Genomic DNA, 17,299 nt, shown 5'->3' with positions numbered 1-17,299 from the left:
AACCCATGACTTCTGACACGCCCGCCCGGCGCTTCCGGGTGTTTTCCCGGCGGCGCGGAGCGCCGAGCCGGGCGCGTCGGCGGATCGGTGCGGCCGCGCGGATGCTCGCCGCGCTCGCGCTGGCCGGCGGCGTCTACACGGCCTTCGCTCCCGGGGCCTTCGCCGACACCCCGAAGCAGCTCTCCGCGACGGCGCAAGAGGGCAAGCAGCTGTACGACAACAGCTGCATCACCTGTCACGGGCGCAACGGCGAGGGTGTGACCGACCGCGGCCCCAGCCTCATCGGCGTCGGGTCGGCCTCGGTCGAGTTCCAGGTGGGCACCGGCCGCATGCCGATGACCCGCCAGGAGGCCCAGGCCGAGCAGAAGAAGCCGCAGTTCGACAAGAACCAGACCAAGCAGCTCGGCCAGTACATCCAGGAGCTGGGTGGCGGCCCGCAGCTGCCCGCGGGCGAGCTCGTCGAGAGCCTCGACGACAACCCCGAGGCGGTCGCCCGCGGCGGCGAGCTGTTCCGGGTCAACTGCACCTCGTGCCACGGCTTCGGCGGTGGCGGCGGCGCGCTCTCCTCGGGCAAGTACGCCCCGTCGCTGCACGACGCGGCGCCCGAGACGATCTACGCGGCGATGCTGTCCGGCCCGCAGAACATGCCGGTGTTCGGTGACAACCAGCTCACGCCCGACGAGAAGCGCGAGATCATCACCTACATCACGCTGCAGCTCCAGGACGACAAGGACCCGGGCGGCCTGTTCAACCTGGGTCGCTACGGCCCGTCGACCGAGGGTGTCGCGATCTTCGTCGTCGGCATCACGCTCCTGGTGTTCACGTCGCTGTGGATTGCGGGGAAGTCATGACCACGCTGCACCACGACCAGACCGGCGCTACCGAGCCGGTCGACGTCAACGACCCGAGGCTCACCCGCTTCGACGTCGTCAAGGAGGGCCTGCGCCGCGACGAGATCGAGATCATCACGTACGAGTCGCAGTTCCAGGGCACGAACTCCAAGGCGGAGAAGCGCGTCGTGCGCAACATCGCCCTGCTGTTCATCCTCGCCGGCCTGGCCGCCCTGGCCTTCCTCGGCTTCTACATCTGGTGGCCGTGGCGCTTCCAGCTCGGCCACACGCTGGGCGACTACTACACGCCGCTGCTCGGCATCTCGCTGGGCATCTCGCTGTTCGCCGTCGGCTTCGCGATCCTCGCCTGGGCCAAGAAGCTGCTGCCGCACGAGGTCTCGATCCAGGCCCGTCACGACGGCATGCCGCCGACCGACGAGCAGAAGATCACCGGCCAGACGATGATGTTCGTCGCCGACGAGCTGAACGGCGGCATCCAGCGCCGGCCGCTGCTCAAGGGCGCGATCGGGTTCGGCCTGGCGCCGATCGGCCTGGTCGCCGCGGCGCCGCTGATCGGCGGTCTGATCGAGAACCCGCACAAGGACGACATGCCGATCATGTTCACCACGGGCTTCAACCCGGGGCACAACGGCGGCAAGCTGGTGCGGCTCGTGCGCGACGACGGCACCCCGATCCGTCCCGAGGACGTCAGCACCGGCGGCCAGATGACGGTCTACCCCGGCATCGAGGGCGGCACGACCAACGAGTACGCCGACTCGCCGACGCTGCTGATCCACCTGCGCTCCGACGACGCCGAGGAGACCCGGCGCAACGCGGAGGGCGACCGCCGCAACCGCGGATCGATGTGGGGCGACTACGTCGCGTACTCGAAGATCTGCACGCACGCCGGATGCCCGGCGAGCCTGTACGAGCAGCAGACGAACCGCCTGCTCTGCCCGTGCCACCAGTCGCAGTTCCTGATCACCAGGAACGCGCAGCCCATCTTCGGCCCGGCCAGCCGGCGACTGCCCATGTTGCCGCTGAGTGTGGACGACGAGGGGTTCTTCGTGGCAACGTCGGACTTCAAGGACACTGTCGGACCTGACTTCTGGGAGAGGCCGTGAAACGGCGGAAAGTAGATCTCCAGCAGGCGCCGGTCACCTTCGCCAAGGGCGTAGACGAGCGGTTCCAGGCGTCCACGCCTCTGCGTGCGCTGCTCAACAAGGTTTTCCCTGACCACTGGTCGTTCCTGCTGGGCGAGATCGCGCTGTTCTCGTTCATCATCCTGCTTCTCACCGGTGTCTTCCTGACGCTGTTCTACGACCCGTCGATGACGGAGACGACGTACCAGGGCGCCTACCCGGCGCTGCGGGGCACCGAGATGTCCCAGGCGTACGCGTCCTCGCTGCACCTGTCGTTCGAGGTGCGCGGTGGTCTGTTCATGCGCCAGATGCACCACTGGGCGGCGCTGCTGTTCATGGCGTCGATCGTCGTGCACATGGCGCGCGTCTTCTTCACCGGCGCCTACCGCAAGCCGCGCGAGACGAACTGGGTGATCGGCATCATCCTGTTCCTGCTCGGCTTCTTCGCCGGCTTCACCGGCTACTCGCTCCCGGACGACGGCCTGTCCGGCACGGGTCTGCGCATCGCCTCGGCGATCATGCTGTCGATCCCGGTGGTGGGCACCTGGCTGTCCGCGTCGGTCTTCGGCGGCGAGTTCCCCGGCCACCTGATCATCGGCCGGTTCTACATCGCCCACGTGCTGCTGATCCCCGGCGGCCTGCTCGCGCTGATCAGCGTCCACCTGGGCCTGGTCTTCAAGCAGAAGCACACCCAGTGGCCCGGCCCGATGCGCACGAACACCAACGTGGTCGGCGAGCGCATGTTCCCGCGCTACGCGCTCAAGCAGGGCGGCTTCTTCATGGCCGTCTTCGGCACGGTGGCGCTGCTCTCGGGTCTGTTCCAGATCAACCCGGTCTGGCTGTTCGGCCCCTACCGGGCCTCCGAGGTCTCCTCGGCCTCGCAGCCCGACTGGTACGTCATGTTCATGGACGGACTGGTCCGGCTCATGCCGAACTGGCAGATCTACATCTTCGACTACAGCATCCCGCCGCTGTTCTGGCCCGCCGTGGTCGGCCTCGGCGCGATCTTCACGCTGCCGATGGTCTACCCGTGGCTCGAGGCGCGGAAGTCCGGCGACAAGCGGATCCACAACCTGCTCGAGCGTCCGCGCGACAACCCGGAGCGCGTCGGCATCGGCTTCATGGCGTTCACCTTCTGGATGGTCGCCACGATCTCCGGCGCCAACGACGTCATCGCCGACAAGTTCCACATCAGCCTCAACGCGATGACCTGGGCGGGCCGCCTCGGCCTGATCGTCCTGCCGCCGCTGGCCTACTACATCGCGGTGCGCGTCTGCCTGGGTCTCCAGCAGCACGACCGCGAGGTGCTGGCACACGGCGTCGAGACCGGCATCATCCGGCGCCTGCCCAACGGTCAGTTCGTCGAGGTGCACCAGCCGCTCGGCCCGGTCGACGACCACGGCCACCCGCTCCCGCTGGAGTACGGCGGCTGGGTCGTCCCGAAGAAGATGAACCGCGTCGGCGCGCTGGCGCCCGCCGTCAAGGGCTTCTTCTTCCCTGTGGAGAAGCCGTCCGAGGCCCCGGTCTCGCCCGGCATGCCGCCGGTCAGCGGTGACACCCGCGAGGAGATCACCAGCGGCCGCAAGTAGCGGTCGGACAGCAACGAACGAGGGGCCCGCTTCGGCGGGCCCCTTCTTCGTGCGCGCATGCTGCCCCTTGCGGGCATCTCGAAGCCGATCCATCGCCCGGCCCGGCGCGCGGCGGCCTGCTGCGGATAGCATGGTCGCGACCGTCCCGCCCGCACAGCCGAGGAGTCCGCAGGTGAACACCGCGATCGTGCACATCGACTGCGCCACCGACTCGATTCCCGAGGTCGCGGAGGCGCTGGCCGCTCTCGACGGCGTCAGCGAGGTCTACTCGGTGGCCGGCAACGTCGACCTGATCGCGATCGTCCGCGTGGCCCGCTTCGACGACATCGCCGAGGTCATCGCCGGCAAGATCTCCAAGACGGCCGGGGTGCTCAACACCGAGTCGCACATCGCGTTCCGCGCCTACTCCAAGCACGACCTCGAGGACGCCTTCGCCATCGGCCTCCCCGACGCCGACTGACCGCGTCCGGACCGGCCACGCCGTCGCTCCAGCCTCCGCCCGCCCCGATCTCAGCCCATCCCGGCCGCGACTAGTCCCGGTGTCGGCTGGCCCCGGCGAACTCGGCTCGCCCCGGTGTCGGCTGGCCCCGGCGAACTCGGCTCGCCCCGGTGTCGGCTGGCCCCGGCGAACTCGGCTCGCCCGGGTCCTGCTGTCGGCCCGCCCGGCCCCGCGGATCGGCCGGGCACTCAGATCCGGACGGTCAGGCCGCCGGGTGCCCGGACGGCGTCCGTCAGCGACTCGCCGGCCTCCACCCGGGCGCCCGGCCACACCACGCAACGGGTCACGTCGCCGTGCACCTCGGCGCCCGCGCCGATCACCGAGCCGGTGACGGCCCCGGTGACGGTGGCGGTGGGGTCGGCCAGGGTGGCGCCGTTCGCGGCGTGCAGGTTGGCTCTCAGGTAGTCCGCCGGCGTGCCGGTGTCGATGTAGAGGCCGGGGTAGTCGATCAGCTCGAGCGCGCCCTCGGCCTCGGCGGGGCGCCACACCGTACGGACGAGGTTGTCGTGCTCGCCCGTCAGCCCGCGGACGTGACGCCACGGCAGCAGCGAGAAGCCGGTGAAGCGCCGGCCGCTGAACCCGCCCGTCGTGCCCGGCAGGTTGGGCTTGGTGAGCATGCGGACGGTCTCGCCGGACCAGCCGTCGAGCAGCGCGGCGATGTCCTTGCCGGGGTCCCGGGCGGGATCGGCCAGGTAGGCGTCCGCGTTGCCGACGAGCGCGCCCCGGCCGTCGATCCAGTCCCTGAGGCGGCCCACGCCGCCGGAGGTGCCCACCGGGCCGTCCGGCTCGACCGACAGGTGCGCGCGGTCGCCGACGTGCCGTACCACCTGGTCGGCGAGGTAGGCCGCGTTGACCGCCACCGACTCCGGGCCGGCCAGGCCGAGCGCGGCGAGCCGGGCGAGCGCGCGGTCGAGCAGCGCCACGTTGCCGACCGGGCAGAGCGCCTTGGGAACCTGCTCGGTGAGGGGGCGCAGCCGCTGACCCTCGCCGGCCGCGAGGATCACCCCGGCGACGGCGGTCATTCGCGGCCCATGCCGTAGCGGCGGAGCAGGTCGGCGGTGTTGCGGGTCAGCCGGGGCAGGTCGTCGATCGGGAACCAGGCGGCCTCGAGGATCTCGCCGCCGTCGACGCGCAGCTCGGTCGTGGAGGCGGGCACGGCGCCGAACCAGACAGTGTCGACCACGCCGACGCGGTGGATGATCGCGTTCGGGTTCCCCGGGGTGAGGTCGCCGGGCTCGACCCGTACGCCGGTCTCCTCGAACAGCTCGCGGGCCGCGCCCACGGCCGGGTCCTCGCGGCGCTTGAGCAGCCCGGCCGGCAGGCTCCAGCCGTGCTTGGTCGGCTGGCGCAGCAGGAGCAGCCGCCCGGGCTCCTCCGCCTCGGCGTCGCGCACCACGGCCACGGCGCCGACGAGGTATTTCGGGGCGACCAGGCGGGCGGCGACGCGACGCACGGGGCTCGGCATGCGGTAGAACGTCTGATAGGCGTACGCCCGCACGCGCCGAGGAAGACTCACGAGCGCAAGGCTAGCGGTGCTCCGCCGACGCGATCAGTCCGGGTGATCGACGAGCGCGATGAGCTGCTCGACCACCATGTCGGGCTCGAGGTTGCGCTCGCAGACGGCGACCAGCATGGTCTCGAGGTCGGGATAGCCTAGTTCCTCGGCGAGGCGGCGCAGCGGCACCTCGCTGGCCAGGCCGCGGTCGTGCTTGCGCAGCGTCAGCCCGATAGTGGCGCGCCCCAGCCGGACCTTGTCGGCGATGCTGATGCCCGGCTCGTTCTTCTCGTCGAAGTACCGGTTGATCTGCAGCTGGGCCTGGCTCGATTTCACGAAGCCGAGCCACTCGCGGCGCGGGCCGCGAGGAGCGTTCGGCTCCACCTCCACGTGTCCGTCGGTCTCGGAGAAGATCTCGACCACGTCGCCGTCGCGCAGCTGCGAGCTCAGCGGGGCCAGCCGCCCGTTGATCGTCGCGGCCAGGCACTGGTCGCCCTTCTGCGGGCTGAGCTCGTAGGCGAGGTCGACCGGGGTGGAGCCGCCGGGCAGCTCGACCGCGTGCCCGTGGGCGAACACGGTGATCTGGGCCTCAGCGAGGTCACAGCGCAGCGAGGCGAGGAACTGGGCGGCGTCGGTGGTGTCCTGCTGCCAGTCGAGCACCCGGCGCAGCCAGGTGAGCTGGTCGGCGCCCGAGGCCTCGGCCGTCTCCGCGTACTTGGGGTAGCGGTAGGTCGTCGCGACGCCGTACTCGGAGTAGCGATGCATCATCCGCGTGCGGATCAGCACCTCGACCAGCCGGCCGTCGGGGCCGGTGACCGTCGTGTGCAGCGAGCGGTAGAGGTTGTTCTTGGGGGAGGCGATGAAGTCCTTGAACCGGCCCGCCACCGGCCGCCACTGCCCGTGGATGGCGCCGAGCGCCGCGTAACAGTCGGTCTCGGGGCCGTCGACCACGACCGCGATGCGGGGCAGGTCGAACGGGACGGTGTGGCCGCCGGCCACGGTGTCCTTCCAGATCGAGTAGTAGTGCCGGGGACGCGGCGTGACCTCGGCCGTCACCCGCTGGCGGCGCAGCGCGACGCGTGCTCTCGTGCTGACCTCGGCGAGGTACTCGTCCCAGCCGGGCCGGTTCCGCACGTGCTCGTCGATGCGCGCGTACGAGTCGGGCTCGAGGTGGTAGAGCACGACGTCGTCGAGGTCGCGCTTGAGGGCCTGGATGCCGAGCCGGTCGCAGAGCGGGACCAGCACGTCGAGCGTGGCGGTGGCGATGCGGGCCCGGCTCGCCGGCGACCGCGCGTCGAGGGTGCGCATGTTGTGCAGCCGGTCGGCGAGCTTGATGACCAGTACCCGGACGTCCTTGCCGGCGGCCACGATCATCTTGCGGATCGTCTCGGCCTCGGCGGCCTTGCCGTAGAACGCCTTGTCGAACTTGGTCACGCCGTCGACCAGGTGGGTCACCTCGGGCCCGAAGTCGCCGTGCAGGGCCTCCAGCGTGTAGCTCGTGTCCTCCACCGTGTCGTGCAGCAGGGCGGCGACCAGGGTGGTGGTGTCCATGCCCAGCTCGGCGCAGATCTGCGCGACAGCGAGCGGGTGGGTGATGTAGGGCTCGCCGGACTTGCGCATCTGGCCGCGGTGCATGTTCTCGGCGATGGCGTAGCTGCGCCGCAGGACGCCCGCGTCGGCCGACGGATGGACGGCGCGATGCGTCCGGGTCAGGACCGTGACGGGGTCGTCGTCGTTGCCGGGAAAGCTCAGAAAGGACCGCAGACGCTGGGTGAGCGACAGATCACGCGGTGCCGTCGGCAGGGCAGGTCCAAGGGCGGCGCCGTGGCCGGCGTCGACGTCCACTGGACACCCCCTCACCACAGGGCCTCCGGTCCTCGCGCGGGGGAGCGCGGGCTACGGCGGCCAAATCGTCGTGAAGCCCCGCGAACCACACCCGGGATTTCACTTGCCTTACAGCCTAAGCGAGCGAGCGTCATCCGAACGGTCAGTTACCGATGAGCGAACGGACGAGTCTTTACCGGACGCCGCCGCTTCGGCCTTGCTGAGCAGGGCGGCGAAGCGCGCGGCGCCACGAACCGGTGACACCCAGTCGCCAGATGTTTCCACCAGCCGGGTGTCGGGGCGTTCGAGCCACGCCAGGATCCGCTCGGTTTCCTCGGCCGAGGCGGCCGGCACCGGCCCGCGTCCCGGTAGGACCGTCTCGGCGGTCAGCCGCACCGCATCGAGCGTCGGGCGGGGGTGCTCGTAGGGCGGCGAGGTGGCCGCGGCGGCCAGCCGGCCGTGCCGGACGACGGAGATCTCCCAGCCGCCGACGTTGTCGCGCCGCGCGGCGACCAGCTCGGCGATCGTCGTCATGGCGGACAACCGCTGCATGCGGACGGTGGCGCGCAGCAGCGCGATCAGCCGGGACCGCAGGACCGCGGCCTCCTCGTAGCGCCGCTTGTCGGACAGCGTCTCGATGCGCCCCATCAGCGCGTGGACCACCTGCTCGGGGTCGCCGTGCAGGGCCGTGCGGAAGGGGAGCGCGGCGGTGGCCTCGTAGTCCTCCGGGGTGATCTTGTGTTGGCAGGGCGCGGGGCAGCGGCCCAGCTCGGCCAGCGCGCACGCCGGCGTCGGCGTGCGGACGGAGAGCTTGTGGCCGCACTGGCGCAGCGGGACCGCGTCGTAGACCCCGGCGGCGGCCAGCTCGGCGGTGCGCCGCGAGGAGAACGGGCCCAAATAGGCCGCGTCGTCGTCGGCCAGCGAGCGCACCACGGACAACCGCGGATAGGCCTCGGTCGTGAGCTTGAGCCAGACCACGCGTTCCGGATATTTCGACCGGCGGTTGTACGGCGGGGAGTGCGCGGCGATCAACCGCAGCTCACGGACCTCGGCCTCGAGCGAGTGGGCGCACTCGACCGCCTCGACCCGGGTGGCCGCGGCCAGCATCTCGGAGATGCGCGCGCGTTTCTCGCTGGCGGTGAAGTAGCTGCGGACGCGGGTCGCGATGTCCTTGGACGTGCCGACGTAGAGCGGGCGGTCGTCGGCGGCGCGGAACACGTAGACACCCGGGACGTGCGGCAGCCCGTCGGCCAGATGGCGCTGGCGGCGCTGGGTGGGCGTGACGGCCTTGGCGAACTCGATCGCGTCGCCCAGGGTGTGCACGCGGAAGCTGCCCAGCCGCTCGATCAGCCCGTGCAGCACGTCGACCGTGGCCCGGGCGTCGTCGAGCGCGCGGTGGGTGGGCTGCACGGCGGAGCGGAAGAACTGGGCGAGCGTGCCCAGCTTGCGGTTGGGCACCTCGTCGCGGGTCAGCGCGCGGCGGGCGACCGCCGCCGTGTCGAGCACCCGTGGGTTGGGCCAGGTGTAGCCGTGCCGGGCGCACGCGGCCTTGAGGAAACCCACGTCGTAGGGCGCGTTGTGCGCCACCAGCACCGACCCGCGCAGGAACTCGAGCAGGCTGGGCAGCACCGCCTCGATCGGCGGGGCGGGGGCGAGCATCGCCTCGGTGATGCCGGTCAGCACCGTGATGAACGGCGGCAGCCGCTCGCCCGGGTTGACCAGGGTCGCGAAGACGCCCAGCTCGGCGCCGCCGCGCACCTTGACCGCGCCGATCTCGGTGATGCCCCCGCCGTCGGCCGCGCCGCCGGTGGTCTCGAGGTCCAGCACCACGAACGTGGTGTCGGCCAGCGAGAGCGCCGCCGGGTCGACCGACCCGTCGGCGCTGAGAAGGGTGTCCAGAGTGCCCTGGACGTATGCGGGTTGTGCCACGGCGGGGAGATTAGAGAGGGGGTACGACAAGAACCGGACGCGGCCCCGAAAAGATCACTTGCTTCGACAAGCTTTTCCGCTGCCCACGGTGGGAGAATGGGGAGATGTCCGAGACTCCGCTCCCCGGCGACCGCCCCGATCAGGAGGCGGCCGTCGGCGATGCGGAGTTCGCCGCTGAGCCCGTCCTGCTCGAGCCGGTCCGCCAGCGGATCACCGCGCTGGCCGCCGCCGCCCTGCCGGGCCTGCCCGCCGACGAGATCCCCGCGCCGATGAAGCGCGTCGCCCGGTTCGCCCCCAACCGCCGGGCCCGCCTCGGCGGTCGCGAGATCGCCGCGCAGCTCGCCGCCGACCCGCTGTTCCGCCAGCGCATCAGCGGCCGCGTCGTGGCCGACGCGGGCGACCTGGGCGCCGCGATCGCCGCCGGCATGGCCCCCGCCGCCGCCGACCCGGTCGAGGTCGCCGCCCTGGCCTACCTGGCCCGTCCCGACGGCTGGCGCGAGCTGATCGAGGGCGCCGGCGACGCGGTGCGGGCCGAGGCCGACAGTGCCGCGGTCGCCCACCAGGTGCGCGAGGCCGAGCAGCGCGCCGCCCGCGCCGAGCACGACCGGGCGGTCGCCAAGGTCGAGGCCGACAAGCTGCGCGACGAGCTGGCCCGGGTCCGCGAGGAGCTCGGTCAGCTGCGCGAGGAGGCGCGGACGACCGCGAGGGCCCTGCGCGAGGCCCAGGCGGCGCAGAAACGCGCGAGCGACCTGCTGGCCACCGAGAAGGGGCGCGCGTCGCGGGTCGCAGCCGACCACGACGCCGAGGTGCGCCGCCTCAAGACCCGCCTGGCCGAGGCCGAGGCGCTCGCCGCCACCGGCAAGCAGGCCGCCAAGGACGCCCGGGCCGCCGACGACGCCCGGCTCTGGCTGCTGATCGAGACGATCGGGCAGGCCGCCACCGGGCTGCGCCGCGAGCTGGCCCTCAACCCGGCCGACCGGCTGCCCGCCGACTTCGTCGCCGAGGCCTCCGCCGACCGCCCCGGCTCACCCGAGCGGTCGCAGGCCCGCGCGCAGGACACCGACGACCCCGGGCGGCTCGACCAGTTGCTCGCGCTGCCGCGGGCGCACCTGATCGTCGACGGCTACAACGTGACCAAGCGCGGCTTCGCCGAGATGTCGCTCGAGCAGCAGCGCAAACGGCTGGTCACCGGGCTGGGCGGCATCGCGTCGCAGACCGGCGACGAGGTGACCGTGGTGTTCGACGGCGCGGAGCGGGTGCACGGGCTGCCGCCGTCGCCGCGCGGGGTGCGGGTGCTGTTCTCCCGCAAGGGCGACACCGCCGACGAGCTGATCCGTCAGCTGGTGCGCGCCGAGCCGGCGGGCCGGCCGATCGTGGTGGTCTCGTCCGACCGCGAGGTCGCCGACGGCGTGCGCCGCCACGGTGCGTACCCGATGGGGGCCGACTCGCTCATCCGCCGCCTGTCCCGCTCCTGACCTGCGGTAACGCATTTTTGTCATACCCTGCGCCTAGCGTGATGGTCACCGATGGTGGTCGGGCGCTTCCTTCCCCGGCGCCGCGCCGCCACCGGGGGAGGAGGAGTGATGATCATCGACTGCGGTCGTTGCGACCGGGAGTCCCAGGACTGCCGCGGGTGCCTCGTCGGCGCCCTGGTGAGCACGCCCGACGGCATCGAGGACCTGACACCCGGCGAGCTGCGCGCGATCGAGGTGTTCGAGCTGGCCGGCTTCGAGGTCGAGCTGCTCGAGACGCCCGACCCGCCTGTGGTCGTCCCCATGTACCCGCGAGGCCGTCACGTGGCGTGATCACCACTCTCTAGGATGGGCGGTCACGGTGGGTTGCCGGCGGTGGAGGTGCGGATGAATCGGGTCTGGGCGGCCGGCACGCTGCTGGTGCTGCTCGCGGCGCTGGTCCTGGTCGCCTGGCTGACCGTCCCGTGGCATCGCCCGCCGGCTCCGCGCGCCGACCAGGTGGCCGCGCTCGGCCAGCTCCCGCGCGACCAGGTGGCGCGGGCCCGCGAGTTCCACGCCGAGCTGCGGCCCGGCTCCTACGGCTCGATGGTGCTCGGCCTCATCGTCGCGCTGGTCGTCGGGCTCACGCCGCTCGGCGCGTGGCTGGTCACCCAGGCCGGCCGGCCGTTCGGCGGCCACTGGCTGGCCCAGGCGGTGCTCGGCGGGTTCGCAGTCGTGCTGGTCGCCGAGGTGGTCACGCTGCCGTTCGCGGCCTGGCGGCACACGATCGTCGTGCGCTACGGCATCTCCACCCAGACGTGGGGCGCGTGGACGGTCGACCTGGTGAAAGGCTGGGCGGTGGGCGCCGTGATCGGCGGCCTCGCGCTGGCCGGCTTCTACACGGTCACCCACTTCGCGCCGCGCTGGTGGTGGGCGTTCGGCGCGGCCGGGGCGGCCGGGCTGTTGGTGCTGCTCTCGTTCGTGCTGCCGGTGCTCGTCGAGCCGGTCTTCAACAAGTTCACCCCGATGCCCGACGGTCCCCTGCGGACGGAGCTGGTCGAGCTGGCGGCGCGCGACGGCGTGCCGGTCAAGGACGTGCTGGTCGCCGACGCCTCCCGCCGCACGCGGGCGGTCAACGCGTACGTCTCGGGGCTCGGGCCCACCCGCCGGATCGTGGTCTACGACACGATGCTCACCGAGGCCGAGCCCGCCGAGGTCGTCTCGGTGGCCGCGCACGAGCTGGGCCACGCCAAGGACGGCGACGTGCTCACCGGCACGATCCTGGGCGCTCTCGGCACGGCCGCCGCCGTGATCGCGCTCTACCTGCTCGGCTCCTGGCAGTGGCTGCTCGACCGGGCCGGTGTCGGCGCGATCGGCGAGCCCCGGGCCATCGGGCTGCTCATCGCCCTGGTCACCCTCGCCGGGCTGGTCGCCGGCCCGGCGCAGGCGTTCGTGTCGCGGCGCGTCGAGGCCCGCGCCGACGAGCACGCGCTCACGCTCACCGGCGATCCGGCGACGTTCGAGGCCATGCAGCGCCGGCTGGGCACCGTCAACCTGTCCGACCCCGATCCGCCCGCCTGGGAGCACCTCATGTTCGCCTCGCACCCGTCCACGGTGGAACGGATGGCCGCGGCCCGGGCCTACGCGCGGGGCGAGCGTTGATGGGCCGCACCCTGCTGGTCACCAACGACTTCCCGCCCCGCCCCGGCGGCATCCAGCAGTTCGTGCACAACCTGGCCGTGCGCCGGCCCGCCGGCTCCGTCGTCGTGTACGCCTCCACCTGGCGCGGCGCCGCGGCCTTCGACGCCGAGCAGCCCTTCGAGGTGGTCCGCGAGCAGACCGGCGTGCTGCTGCCCACGCCCGCGGTCGCCCGCCGTGCCGCCGAGATCGCCCGCGCCCACGACTGCGACCGGGTCTGGTTCGGCGCCGCCGCACCGCTGGGCCTGCTCGCCGAGGGCCTGCGCCGCCGCGCCGGCATCACCCGCGCGGTCGCCCTCACCCACGGCCACGAGATCGGCTGGGCCGCCCTGCCCGGCGCCCGAGCCCTGCTGCGCCGCATCGCCCGCGGCACCGACGTGATCACCTACCTGGGCGACTACCAGCGCACCCGCCTCGACCGCGCGCTGCACGGCCTCACCTCGCTCGAACGGCTGGCCCCCGGCGTCGACGTCGACGCGTTCCACCCCGGCGTCGACGGCAGCGCCGTCCGCGCCCGCCACGGCCTCACCGGGCGCCCCGTGATCGTCTGCGTCTCCCGCCTGGTGCCGCGCAAGGGCCAGGACATGCTGATCCGCGCCCTGCCCGCGATCCGCCGCCGCGTGCCCGACGCCGCGCTGCTGCTGGTGAGCGGCGGCCCGTACCGCAAGACACTGGCGCGCCTGGCCCGCGAGCACGACGTGGAGCGCGACGTCGTCTTCACCGGCTCGGTGCCGTGGGCCGAGCTGCCCGCCCACTACGCGGCCGGCGACGTCTACGCGATGCCGTGCCGCACCCGCGCCGCCGGCCTCGACGTCGAGGGCCTCGGCATCGTCTACCTGGAGGCCTCCGCCACCGGCCTGCCCGTGGTCGGCGGCGACTCGGGCGGCGCCCCCGACGCCGTCCGCGAGGGCGAGACCGGCTACGTGGTCGGCGGCCGCGACTTGCCGGCGCTCGCCGCCCGCCTGACCGAGCTGCTCACCGACCCCGCACGCGCCAAGGCCATGGGTGCCGCAGGCCGCGCCTGGGTCGAACAGGAGTGGCGCTGGGAGACCCAGGCCGCGCGCCTGACGCGCTTGCTCGAGCCGCCCGCCTGACCGCAATCCCGTTCCGCACCGGACCAGCGCGGGCGCCGGGGGTTATGCGCGAGCCGACTGTCGGCCGCGCGCGAACGGGCGGGCGCTCCCGACTGCGGGCGGGCGCTCCCGACTGCGGGCGGGCGTTGCTGGCTGCGGGCGGGCTGCCGTCTTGGGCGGTGCGCGGTCGGCTGCGGGCGGGCGTTGCTGGCTGCGGGCGGGCTGCCGTCTTGGGCGGTGCGCGGTCGGCTGCGGGCGGGACGGCTGGCTTGGGTGGTGCGCTCTCGGCCTTGTGTGGGAGGGCCGACCGGGCGCTGCGCTGTCGGCCGCGCGTGGAGGACGGGGCCGGGCGCTGTGCTGTCGGCGGCGCGTGGAGGACGGGGCTGGGCGCTGAGCTGTCGGCCGGGTGGAGGACGGGCCTGGGCGCTGAGCTGTCGGCCGGGTGGAGGACTGGCTCGAGGTGGGGCGCTGTCGGCCGCGCGTGGGAGAGCTGGCCCGGGCTGGGCGCGCCGACTGCGGGCGGGACTGCTGCCCGGGCGGAGCGTTATCGGCTGCGGGCGAGACGGCGCCGGCTTGGGCCTGGCCCTCTGTGGGCGGGCCGCGGTCGGCCGCGCAGGGTGGACGGCTCGGAGGAAGCGTTGCTGGCCGTGGGCGGATGGTTGGCTCCGGCGGGGCACTGCCGGCTGCGAGCGAGACGCCGGCTTGAGCTTGGTGCTGTCGGTTGTGGGCGGAATGGTCTGCGTGGGGCGGAGCGGTGTCGGCCCCGGGCGGGACGGCTTGCTTGAGCTTGGCGCTCTCCGCTGTGGGTGGGACGGCCGGCGCGGACGTTGGGCTGTTGGGCGTTGGCGAGGTGGCCGGCCCGGGCGAGCCTGTGCTGTCCGTCGCTCGATGTCGCCGGATGGCGGCGAGCCTGACAGAGTTGTCCTATGGATCTGGTGGGAGTCGCGGCGATCGGGGCAGTGCTGGTCGCCGGGGGTGTGGTCGGGGTCTGGCGGCGGCGGGCCGACGGGCGTATCCGCGACGTGACGCCGAACCGATCCGCCTCACGGCGCGGCGCCGCGCCGCGCAAGTCCTCGCCACAGGGCGCCTGGCCGCGCGATGCCACACCACTCGAGCCCTCGCCCCAGGATGTCTCGCCGCGCGGTACTACGACGCGGGACGCTGCGCCCCGGGATGCCGTGCCCAGGGATGCCGGGCCGCGCGATGCCGTGCCCAGGGATGCCGGGCCGCGCGATGCCGCGCCCAGGGACGCCGCGCCGCGCGATGCCGCGCCGCGCGATGCCGCGCCGCGCGATGGCGTGCCGCGGGAGGCCGGGCCGCGCGATGCCGCGCCGCGAGACTCCGGGCCGCGCGATGGCGTGCCGCGGGACGCCGGGCCGCGCGATGGCGTGTCGCGGGACGCCGCGTCGGCGGGCGCTTCGCTGCGGGAGCCGTCGCCCCGTGGCGCCACGCCGCGGGACGAGCTGTTGCGGGATGCCGCGCTCCGCGACGGCACGCGCCTTGACGCTGCGTCGGGTGAGGATGCGCTGCGGGAGGATCTGCCGGGCGAAGCTGCGCCGCGTGAGAGGTCGGGGGCTTCGGGCGGCGAGTCGGCTGGGGGCTCGGAGGCGACGCGCGTGGGGGCATCGGCTGGGCGGGTAGCGTTCGATGCGGGCGCGGGGAACGTCTCGGGTGGGGTGGCGGCTGACGTCCGGGAGGAGCCGGGTGTGATCGAGGAGACCGGGGCGGACGACCCGAGCGCTGCGGGGGAGCGGCTCGACGCGGGGCTGCTGCGGGAGCTCGGGGTGGGTGGCGAAGCCAGGGCGACGTTGCTGCAGTTCTCGTCGGCGTTCTGTGCGCCGTGCCGGGCGGTGCGGCGGGTCAGCGCCGAAGTTGCAGGACTGGTTCCGGGGGTGCAGCACGTCGAGGTCGACGCGGAGAGCCACCTCGAGGCGGTGCGAGCCCTGGGCATCTGGCGGACGCCGACGTTGCTCGTGCTCGATGCGGAGGGGCGGGTCGCCAAGCGAGCCACCGGCGTACCGGGAAAGCCGCAGTTGATCGCCGCTCTCGGCGACGTGCTCTGACCTGCGGGCGCTCGGCTCGACGCCGAAGCGACCCGCCGTGGCGTGCCGGACGGGTCGCGTGGCAGGGTGCCGCCGAGGCGGCTGAACGTGGATCGCGGGCCGGGCGGCAGGTGGTCCGGCGGTTCGACGGCGAAGCGGCCCGCCGAAGCGTGCCGGACGGGTCGTGTGGCGGGGTGGCGCCGAGGGCCGCTGATCGGGTCGATGGCGGGCCGGGCGGCAGGTGGTCCGGTGGTTCGACGCCGGAGCGGCCCGCCGGAGCGTGCCGGACGGGTCGTGTGGCGGGGTGGCGTCAAAGGCCGCTGATCGGGTCGATGGCGGGCCGGGCGGCAGGTGGTCCGGTGGTTCGACGCCGAAGCGACCCGCCGGGGCGTGCCGGACGGGTCGCGTGGCGTCGAGGCCGCCGACCAAAGGGATTGTGGACCGGGTGACTCGGTCAGCCGCCGGCGATCTCGATGAGCTCGGGCGGCCGACCGTTCTCTGCACTGGCCGGTGAGGGAGCGGTGGAAGGGGACGTGGGCGCGCTGGGGTGGCGGGTCAGGTTCCGGGTGCCGGGGATCAGGAACTGGCTCGCGGCCGCCAGGGCCAGGACTGCGGCGCACGCGGTCAGGATGCGTCCGGTGCCGAAGGCGTCGGCGAGCGGGTCGGCGAGCACGTTGCCGATCGGCATGGCGATCAGCGACGTCAGGTAGTCCCAGGACGACACGCGGCCGAGCAGGCGCTGGGGGACGTTGTCCTGCAGCGCGGTCTCCCAGGCCACGTCGAAGAAGATCAGGCCCGCGTAGCCGACGACGGCGCCGGCCAGGACGGCTACGAGCTCGGCCGGCCAGACGTACGCCAGAGCCCACAGCGGCATCAGCAAAAGCGTCAGCCAACCGGCGCGCAGCAGCCGGCGCGGCTTGAAGCGCAGCGCGATCGCGGCGCCCAGGAAGCCGCCCAGGCCCTCGGCGGCGGCGATGAAGCCGGCGGCGGGGGCGCCGCCCAGGCGTTCGAGGGCGACCACCTGCACCAGGACGAGGATGACGCCGTTGGCGATGTGGTAGAGCGTCGCCCCGAACAGGCCGCCCACCAGCCAGTCGTGCCGGGTGATCTCGCGCCAGCCGGCGCTCAGCTCGCTGAGCATCGACTCGCGCGGGCCGCGCTCGGCGCGTACGCGCAGCAGCAGGGCGGCGACCATCGCGAACAGGAAGCTCGCCGCGTTCACCGCGAAGCCGGCCGGGGCGCCGAACGCCGCCACGGTCAGACCGCCGAGCGCGGGGCCTGCCACCAGGCTGCCGGTCTGCAGCATGCTGAGCGTCGCGTTCGCCGACTGCCGCCGATCGGCCGGCACGAGCAGCGGCCGGAGCGCGCCCATCGCGGGGTTGAAGAAGCTGCCCGCACCCGACGAGACGGCGACCAGCGCGCACAGCAGCGGCAGGTGGTAGGAGTCGCCGACGAACATGAGCGCGATCGAGGCGGAGCTCAGCAGGCGGACGAGGTCGGAGACGACCATGACGCGCTGGGGCTGCAGGCGGTCGGCCCACACCCCGCCGAACAGCGAGCAGGCCAGCATCGCGATGACCGAGCTCGCCATCACCACGCCGAGGTGGCCCGCGCCGCCCGCGCCGACCACGGCGACGGCCAGGGCCACGGTCTGGAAGCCGTTGCCGGTCCACGAGAGGGTCTGCCCGGTGGCGAGCAGGTGGAAGTCGCTGATCCTTCGCATGACG

14 protein-coding genes are annotated in these 17,299 nt (G+C 73.2%); 9 read left to right on the top strand and 5 right to left on the bottom strand.

The genetic code is table 11. The annotated features are described in order from the left end of the window. The first annotated feature begins 5 nt into the window (after positions 1-5). The 4 genes from qcrC to ACSNN8_RS36905 all read left to right on the top strand — a co-directional run bounded on the left by qcrC (position 6) and on the right by ACSNN8_RS36905 (position 4,021). The gene (gene qcrC, locus ACSNN8_RS36920) at positions 6-851 is read left to right on the top strand and encodes a cytochrome bc1 complex diheme cytochrome c subunit (RefSeq protein WP_436654809.1); all 846 of its coding nucleotides are present in this window, start codon (positions 6-8) and stop codon (positions 849-851) included. Further along, positions 848-1,954 (top strand): cytochrome bc1 complex Rieske iron-sulfur subunit, encoded by a 1,107-nt coding sequence (gene qcrA / locus ACSNN8_RS36915; RefSeq protein ID WP_436654808.1) that lies wholly within the window; start codon positions 848-850, stop codon positions 1,952-1,954. Before qcrC ends, qcrA begins: the two co-directional genes overlap by 4 nt. Next, complete coding sequence (qcrB, locus tag ACSNN8_RS36910) at positions 1,951-3,561, top strand: cytochrome bc1 complex cytochrome b subunit (RefSeq protein WP_436654807.1); 1,611 nt, start codon at positions 1,951-1,953, stop codon at positions 3,559-3,561. Before qcrA ends, qcrB begins: the two co-directional genes overlap by 4 nt. A gap of 172 nt (positions 3,562-3,733) precedes the next feature. Then, positions 3,734-4,021: an Lrp/AsnC family transcriptional regulator gene (locus tag ACSNN8_RS36905; RefSeq protein ID WP_436654806.1), complete on the top strand. Its 288-nt coding sequence runs from the start codon at positions 3,734-3,736 to the stop codon at positions 4,019-4,021. A gap of 227 nt (positions 4,022-4,248) precedes the next feature. On the opposite strand, the gene ACSNN8_RS36900 is transcribed toward ACSNN8_RS36905, so the two are convergent. From ACSNN8_RS36900 to ACSNN8_RS36885, 4 genes are all read right to left on the bottom strand, one after another. After that, positions 4,249-5,082 (bottom strand): nucleotidyltransferase family protein, encoded by an 834-nt coding sequence (locus ACSNN8_RS36900; protein ID WP_436654805.1) that lies wholly within the window; start codon positions 5,080-5,082, stop codon positions 4,249-4,251. Next, entirely contained in the window at positions 5,079-5,525 is a 447-nt protein-coding gene (locus tag ACSNN8_RS36895) for an NUDIX hydrolase (RefSeq protein ID WP_436655567.1), read from the bottom strand. Before ACSNN8_RS36895 ends, ACSNN8_RS36900 begins: the two co-directional genes overlap by 4 nt. A gap of 84 nt (positions 5,526-5,609) precedes the next feature. Then, the gene (locus ACSNN8_RS36890) at positions 5,610-7,400 is read right to left on the bottom strand and encodes a RelA/SpoT family protein (protein ID WP_436654804.1); all 1,791 of its coding nucleotides are present in this window, start codon (positions 7,398-7,400) and stop codon (positions 5,610-5,612) included. A 108-nt stretch (positions 7,401-7,508) separates the two neighbouring features. Continuing rightward, the gene (locus ACSNN8_RS36885; protein ID WP_436654803.1) at positions 7,509-9,308 is read right to left on the bottom strand and encodes a DEDD exonuclease domain-containing protein; all 1,800 of its coding nucleotides are present in this window, start codon (positions 9,306-9,308) and stop codon (positions 7,509-7,511) included. A gap of 104 nt (positions 9,309-9,412) precedes the next feature. Here ACSNN8_RS36885 and ACSNN8_RS36880 point away from each other — a divergent pair, with 104 nt between their 5' ends. The 5 genes from ACSNN8_RS36880 to ACSNN8_RS36860 all read left to right on the top strand — a co-directional run bounded on the left by ACSNN8_RS36880 (position 9,413) and on the right by ACSNN8_RS36860 (position 15,593). Beyond that, on the top strand, positions 9,413-10,783 hold the full coding sequence (locus ACSNN8_RS36880) for an NYN domain-containing protein (RefSeq protein ID WP_436654802.1): 1,371 nt from the start codon (positions 9,413-9,415) through the stop codon (positions 10,781-10,783). Between the two features lie 108 nt (positions 10,784-10,891). Next, positions 10,892-11,113, top strand: coding sequence for a hypothetical protein (locus ACSNN8_RS36875; RefSeq protein ID WP_436654800.1), 222 nt, complete (start codon positions 10,892-10,894; stop codon positions 11,111-11,113). A gap of 54 nt (positions 11,114-11,167) precedes the next feature. After that, positions 11,168-12,421, top strand: coding sequence for a M48 family metallopeptidase (locus tag ACSNN8_RS36870; protein ID WP_436654799.1), 1,254 nt, complete (start codon positions 11,168-11,170; stop codon positions 12,419-12,421). Then, positions 12,421-13,551: a glycosyltransferase family 4 protein gene (locus ACSNN8_RS36865; RefSeq protein WP_436654798.1), complete on the top strand. Its 1,131-nt coding sequence runs from the start codon at positions 12,421-12,423 to the stop codon at positions 13,549-13,551. The genes ACSNN8_RS36870 and ACSNN8_RS36865 overlap by 1 nt, the downstream gene beginning before the upstream one ends. Positions 13,552-14,456: 905 nt before the next feature. Then, positions 14,457-15,593 carry a thioredoxin domain-containing protein gene (locus ACSNN8_RS36860; RefSeq protein ID WP_436654797.1) on the top strand — a complete coding sequence of 379 codons (1,137 nt, stop codon included), beginning with the start codon at positions 14,457-14,459 and terminating at the stop codon, positions 15,591-15,593. 433 nt (positions 15,594-16,026) lie between these two features. Here the strand turns inward: ACSNN8_RS36860 and ACSNN8_RS36855 are convergent, their stop codons facing one another. Next, positions 16,027-17,295 carry an MFS transporter gene (locus ACSNN8_RS36855; RefSeq protein ID WP_436654796.1) on the bottom strand — a complete coding sequence of 423 codons (1,269 nt, stop codon included), beginning with the start codon at positions 17,293-17,295 and terminating at the stop codon, positions 16,027-16,029. Positions 17,296-17,299 lie beyond the last annotated feature (4 nt).

The sequence above is a fragment of the Actinoplanes sp. URMC 104 genome, from assembly GCF_051386375.1.
In the GTDB taxonomy this organism is placed as follows: Bacteria; Actinomycetota; Actinomycetes; order Mycobacteriales; family Micromonosporaceae; genus Actinoplanes.
Note: the sequence above shows the minus strand (reverse complement) of the source record. Positions and strands in the feature narration are given on the sequence as shown.

Bases quoted from the DNA above. Each gene is read 5' to 3' on its own strand.
- ACSNN8_RS36855 (WP_436654796.1), bottom strand. From the start codon at position 17,295: ATGCGAAGGATCAGCGACTTCCACCTGCTCGCCACCGGGCAGACCCTC.
- ACSNN8_RS36880 (WP_436654802.1), top strand. From the start codon at position 9,413: ATGTCCGAGACTCCGCTCCCCGGCGACCGCCCCGATCAGGAGGCGGCC.
- ACSNN8_RS36875 (WP_436654800.1), top strand. From the start codon at position 10,892: ATGATCATCGACTGCGGTCGTTGCGACCGGGAGTCCCAGGACTGCCGC.
- qcrA (WP_436654808.1), top strand. From the start codon at position 848: ATGACCACGCTGCACCACGACCAGACCGGCGCTACCGAGCCGGTCGAC.
- ACSNN8_RS36895 (WP_436655567.1), bottom strand. From the start codon at position 5,525: ATGCCGAGCCCCGTGCGTCGCGTCGCCGCCCGCCTGGTCGCCCCGAAA.
- ACSNN8_RS36865 (WP_436654798.1), top strand. From the start codon at position 12,421: ATGGGCCGCACCCTGCTGGTCACCAACGACTTCCCGCCCCGCCCCGGC.
- ACSNN8_RS36860 (WP_436654797.1), top strand. From the start codon at position 14,457: ATGGATCTGGTGGGAGTCGCGGCGATCGGGGCAGTGCTGGTCGCCGGG.
- qcrC (WP_436654809.1), top strand. From the start codon at position 6: ATGACTTCTGACACGCCCGCCCGGCGCTTCCGGGTGTTTTCCCGGCGG.
- ACSNN8_RS36900 (WP_436654805.1), bottom strand. From the start codon at position 5,082: ATGACCGCCGTCGCCGGGGTGATCCTCGCGGCCGGCGAGGGTCAGCGG.
- ACSNN8_RS36870 (WP_436654799.1), top strand. From the start codon at position 11,168: ATGAATCGGGTCTGGGCGGCCGGCACGCTGCTGGTGCTGCTCGCGGCG.